The sequence below is a fragment of the Collinsella sp. genome (assembly GCF_052346665.1).
In the GTDB taxonomy this organism is placed as follows: domain Bacteria; phylum Actinomycetota; class Coriobacteriia; order Coriobacteriales; family Coriobacteriaceae; genus Collinsella.
In genome coordinates this window covers 1-5,551 of record NZ_DAWDUX010000063.1, presented here as the reverse complement: position 1 = coordinate 5,551, position 5,551 = coordinate 1, and the positions used below count along the sequence as shown (strand labels likewise).

The window sequence follows — 5,551 nt, the reverse complement described above, 5'->3', positions numbered from 1 at the left end:
ACCTCCCATCTCGAGGACTTTATTTTCCAGTCCAAGAAATGGGAGGCAGTTCACCTGTAGGGCGCCCCGGTCTATTGCTTAGCTATGAATTCCCGGTAAATGTGCGAGCGAGCAATCTACATGAGCTCGCAGACGCTCTGGGCAAACGCCACCGGGTCGGCGGGCAGGATGCCCTCGACGAGCAGCGCCTGGTCGTAGAGCAGACCGGCATACAGGGAGAGCTTATCCTGGTCGCCCGCCTCCTGAGCAGCCACGAGCTTGTCGAACACCGGATGCTTGGCGTTGAGCTCAAGCACGCGCTGACTCTTGGGCATCTCGCCGCGATCGGCCTCGGGGCCGCGCGCAAGCACCTTCTCCATCTCGAGCGACAGCGGACCCTCGGTGGTGATACAGGCGGGGGCACCGGTCAGACGCGCGGAGACCGCAACCTTCTCCACCTTGTCGCCGAGGGCCTCCTTCATGGCCTCGAACAGGTCGCCGTGCTCCTTCGTAGCCTCCTCGGCATCCTTCTTCTCGTCCTCGGTCGCGAGGTCGAGATCGCCGGTCGCCACATTCTTGAGCTCGAGGAAGCGGTCCTCGGTCTCGGGCTCCGCACCGTCGGCAACGGCCTTGGCGGCCGCCTCGCGGGCAGCGTCGTCCTCGTAAACCTTGGGCATGTGCTTGGCGGTGTAGCCGCGCATGGCCTGGAAGGTGAACTCGTCAACATCGGCCGTGAGCAGGAGCACGTCATAGCCGCGGTCGAGCACGCCCTTTACCACGGGCATCTTGGCCAGGCGCTCGCGATCATCGCCCGCCGCGTAGTAGATCGCCTTCTGGCCCTCCGGCATGGCGGCGGCGTACTCGGCAAGCGTCACCATCTTGTTCCCGCGCGCGCTCCAGAACAGCAGCAGGTCGGCAAGTTCATCGGCCTTCATCCCATAGCTGGAGTAAATGCCAAACTTGAGCCCACGGCCGAAGTTCTCAAAGAACTTCTCGTACGTCTCACGGTCGTCGTCGCGCATCTTCTCGAGCTCGCTCGTCACGCGCTTCTCCACGCGCTTGGCAATGGCTTTGAGCTGGCGGTCGTGTTGCAGGGTCTCACGTGAGATGTTGAGCGATATGTCCTGGGAGTCCACCACGCCGCGCACGAAATTGTAGTAATCCGGTAGCAGGTCGGCGCACTTCTCCATAATCAACACGTTGGAGCTATAGAGCGCTAAGCCCTTCTCGTAATCCTTGCTGTAAAGGTCGAACGGTGCGCGGCTCGGGATATAGAGCAGCGCGTCGTACTCGAGGGTGCCCTCGGCGTGGAAGCTCACCGTACGCGCCGGATCCTCGAAGTCGTGGAACGTGGACTTGTAGAACTCGTTGTAGTCCTCCTCCGACACGTCCGAGCTGCGTTTCTTCCAGATGGGAGTCATCGAGTTGATGGTCTCGAGCTCCTCGTAGTCCTCGTACTCCGGCTTGTAGTCGTCGCCGGCGTCGGCGGGGCGCTCCTTCTCGCGGCTCTTGGTGACCATCATCTGGACGGGATAGCGCACGTAGTTGCTGTAGCGCTTGATGAGGTCCTTGAGCCCCCACTCGGAAAGATACGTGTCGTAGTTCTCGCCGGGCTCGCCATTCTCGCCGGCGACGTTCTCGCGGATGGTGAGGATGACGTCGGTGCCGTGCTCGGCGCGCTCGCCGGGCTCGATGGTGTAGCCCTCAAGGCCGTCGGACTCCCATACGTGCGCCGTGTCCTCGCCGAAGGCGCGGCTGACCACACGGACCTTGGAGGCAACCATGAACGCAGAGTAGAAGCCCACGCCAAACTGACCGATGATGTCGACATCCCCGCCCTGGTGCTCGGCGTTTTCCCGCTTGAACTCCTGGCTGCCGGAATGGGCGATGGTGCCGAGGTTCTCCTCGAGGTCCTCAGCGGTCATGCCGATGCCGTTGTCGGAGACGGTAAGCGTGCGCGCGTCCTTGTCAAACGAGACGCGGATGGCAAGGTCGTCGTTGCCGAGCTGAATACTCGAGTCGGAGAGACTCTTGAAGTTGAGCTTGTCCACCGCATCCGACGCGTTGGAGATAAGCTCACGCAGGAAGATCTCCTTGTTGGTATAGATCGAGTTGATCATGAGGTCGAGGAGCTTCTTGCTCTCGGTTTTAAATTGCTGCATGCGCGCAACGCCCTTTCTGCTGTCGTCTAGCCGGCTTTCGCCGGCTTGTGCGCCGGCAAGCGGCGCACATCTACTGAACGCCTCCATGGTACCCATAATTGAACTCATAAAACCTAAGCGTTTACCACTTAGATTCAGATGACACAATTGGCATCCTGAAGTCTCAGCCCGTCACCTGCGGGCTATTGGCACCCCGTGGAGAGCAGGCCTCACCGTTCGATGCTCGCTGCGGCCAATTGCGGTCACGATTTATATTCATACAGTATTTGTAATTACGTTGCATCGCGTCTCTAAATCGAAATGGCCGTAAAACCCGTCACTTATGAAGAAATGCACAGCAGTGTGCCGCCCATGCATCAACCGTGATGCACTCGACGCCCAGCCAACGACAAAAAGAGACAAGAAATACTGTATGAAGTAGTTTTTTGACCACTTTGGCAAAAATGCGCCGAAATGCAGAAAAGAGCGTATCGTCTATGCATGGAGAAAGTTGTCTGCGCGTGCGGCGCCTCCGCACTCGAACTCTACCGATCGAGCAAACGCCTCATCCCGACGCTGCTCGACAAGCCGAGGACCGGCCAGGTCACCGGCCTGTCAGTTCCGCCGCGGCAGCTCCTGGCTGATGACATGACCGTCCACGGCATCGTGAGCAAGCCATATCACGTTCTCGTCGATGGAAACCGCGGATACAACCAACGTCAAGATATCCAAGTCACGGCATGCTACCGCCCTCTTCCTCCTCGGTCGCTCATAAAAATCGACCGATCGTTCTGGACGGTGAGTCCCGAACTCTCCTTCATCCAGATTGCGGGCGACAACACCTGGAGCAACTTCGATATCATCAGCTTGGGATATGAGCTTTGCGGCACCTATGTTCTCGATGATTCGTGGGACGGCCTCACGTGCACCGAGAAACCGCTTACATCAACCGAGAAAATCGGCAGGCTCACCGACTCCATCCACAGGGTCACCGGCATCAAGCGGGCGCGTAATTTGCTCAAATACGTGAACGGCCTGTCAAACTCCCCTATGGAGACCGTCCTGGCCATGCTTGTCTCGCTGCCCACCACGATGGGCGGTCTAGGTCTCGGTCCCATCTCGATGAACCATCCCGTCGCGACGCCCGTCGGGAGGCGGCGCGTCGACATCGGGTTCACCCGGCAGCGCGTCGGCCTTGAATACCAAGGAAAGGAGTTCCACTCCATAGAGGCGGCAGGGCGGGATGCGCGGCGACAAAACAAAATCGTCGGCTCCGGATTCACCATCTTGAACGTGTGGTACGAGGATCTTGTCGATGAGCACCTATTCCAGCAGTTCACCGACGATCTGTTCCGCGCCCTGGGCTCTCGCAAGCGCATTCGCACCAGCGGATTCCATACGCTCCAAAAGATTTTGCGAATGCAGCTCATGCCGACCGTAACCAGATATGGAGGCAACGAATTCTGACGGGGGTCGCGGATGCGCGGCACCGCGAGCTTTGCTGTCGAAAGTGCGGCGCCGCGCCAATCGAAGATGCGAGCCCCACCGATCGAGCATGAGAATCCCCGCCAATCGAGCATGCGATTTCGCACCAATGAAAAACGCGGCACCGCGTCAAGCGGCACCGCGTTTCATCGCATGTCGGCGTGAAGGCGGGAGCGGACCCTCTACGCAAGCACCTCGCGCACAGTAGCGGCAACACCCTCGGCGTTGAGGCCGTACTTGTCCAAAAGCTCCAGCGCCGGGCCGGACTCGCCGAACGTGTCGCGAACGCCAACACGGCGCATGGGCACCGGGCACTGCTCGCCCAAAACGGCCGCGCACGCCTCACCAAGGCCACCCATAATGGAGTGCTCCTCAACCGTCACCACGTGGCCGGTCTTGGAAGCGGAAGCAACGAGCGTCTCCGAGTCGAGCGGCTTGATGGTGTGCATGTTGACGACCTCGGCGGAGATTCCCTCCGCGGCAAGGACCTCTGCGGCCTCAAGCGCGGCGGACACCATGAGGCCGCAGGCGACGATGGACACATCGGTGCCCTCGTGCATGACGACGGCACGGCCGAGCTCGAACTCGTAGGTATCAGGGTCGTTGATCACCGGCGCAGCAAGACGGCCAAAGCGCAGGTAGAAGGGGCCGTCCGTCGCATAGGCGCAACGCGTGGCGGCACGGGCCTCCACGTCGTCGGCGGGAACCACGACCGTCATGCCGGGAATGGTGCGCATGAGGGCGATGTCCTCGTTGCACTGATGCGTGGCTCCGTCCTCGCCCACCGATATGCCGGCATGCGTGGCGCCGATCTTCACGTTGAGATGCGGATAGCCGATCGAGTTGCGAATCTGCTCGAACGCACGGCCTGCGGCGAACATCGCAAACGAGCTCGCGAACGCAACGCGGCCCGTGGTGGCAACACCCGCGGCGAGGCCCATCATGTTGCCCTCGGCGATGCCGGCATTGTAGAAACGGTCGGGGTAGGCGGCCTTGAACTTGCCCGTCTGCGTCGCCGCGGCAAGGTCGGCGTCGAACACCACAAAGTCATCGTGCTCCGCACCGAGCTCGACCAGCGTCTCGCCGTAGCTCACACGCGTGGCGATCCTCTTAACGTCTGCCATTGCCTTACGCCTCCTTCGCGAGCTCGGCCGCGCGGGCATCAAGCTCGGCCATTGCCTGCTCGAACTGCTCGTCGTTGGGGGCCTTGCCATGCCAGCCCACCTGGCCCTCCATGAAGGAGACGCCCTTGCCCTTGACCGTCTCGGCGACGATGCACACGGGTTTGCCGCTCACCTCGCGAGCAGCCTGGAACGCAGCGCGCACCTGCGCCATGTCGTTGCCGTCGGCGAGTTCGATGACGTGGAAGCCAAAGGCCTCGAACTTGTTGGCAATGGGCATCGCGGAGTTGACCTCCTCGATGCTGCCGTCGATCTGCAGGCCGTTGTGGTCGACGATGAGCACGAGGTTGTCGAGATGGTGGTTGCCGGCGAACATCGCAGCCTCCCACACCTGGCCTTCCTCGATCTCGCCATCGCCCAGCAGGCAGAACGTACGATACGCATCGCCCCAGTGCTTGGCGGCGAGCGCCATGCCCACCGCGGCGGAGATGCCCTGACCCAGCGAGCCAGTGGACATGTCGACGCCGGGAGTGTCGTTCATGTTGGGATGGCCCTGCAAGTGGCTACCAACATGGCGCAGGGTCTCAAGATCATCTTTGGGGAAGAACCCGCGCTCGGCGAGCACGGAATACAGGGCAGGGGCGCAGTGACCCTTGGAGAGGACGAACCGGTCGCGATCCGCGCGGCGCGGGTCGCTCGGGTCGATGTTCATCTCCTCAAAATACAGATACGTGATGATATCGGCTGAGCCGAGGGAGCCGCCGGGATGGCCGGACTTGGCGGCATGCGTTCCGACCACGACCCCCTTTCTAACTTCATTGGCAA

4 protein-coding genes are annotated in these 5,551 nt (G+C 61.1%); 1 reads left to right on the top strand and 3 read right to left on the bottom strand.

The window, feature by feature from the left end; translation table 11 throughout:
* Positions 1-116: 116 nt before the first annotated feature.
* On the bottom strand, positions 117-2,141 hold the full coding sequence (gene htpG, locus ACT8II_RS09095; RefSeq protein ID WP_443813902.1) for a molecular chaperone HtpG: 2,025 nt from the start codon (positions 2,139-2,141) through the stop codon (positions 117-119).
* A gap of 480 nt (positions 2,142-2,621) precedes the next feature.
* Between htpG and ACT8II_RS09090 the strand changes: the two genes are divergently transcribed.
* Entirely contained in the window at positions 2,622-3,587 is a 966-nt protein-coding gene (locus ACT8II_RS09090; protein ID WP_294158196.1) for a hypothetical protein, read from the top strand.
* Positions 3,588-3,787: 200 nt separating this feature from the next.
* Here the strand turns inward: ACT8II_RS09090 and ACT8II_RS09085 are convergent, their stop codons facing one another.
* Positions 3,788-4,729 carry a transketolase family protein gene (locus ACT8II_RS09085; RefSeq protein ID WP_443813900.1) on the bottom strand — a complete coding sequence of 314 codons (942 nt, stop codon included), beginning with the start codon at positions 4,727-4,729 and terminating at the stop codon, positions 3,788-3,790.
* A 4-nt stretch (positions 4,730-4,733) separates the two neighbouring features.
* On the bottom strand, positions 4,734-5,551 hold an 818-nt coding region (locus ACT8II_RS09080; protein WP_443813898.1), incomplete at its 5' end, for a transketolase.

What these genes read in the sequence shown, in the direction of transcription:
- ACT8II_RS09090 (WP_294158196.1), top strand. Translation starts at nt 2,622, where the DNA reads ATGGAGAAAGTTGTCTGCGCGTGCGGCGCCTCCGCACTCGAACTCTAC.
- htpG (WP_443813902.1), bottom strand. Translation starts at nt 2,141, where the DNA reads ATGCAGCAATTTAAAACCGAGAGCAAGAAGCTCCTCGACCTCATGATC.
- ACT8II_RS09085 (WP_443813900.1), bottom strand. Translation starts at nt 4,729, where the DNA reads ATGGCAGACGTTAAGAGGATCGCCACGCGTGTGAGCTACGGCGAGACG.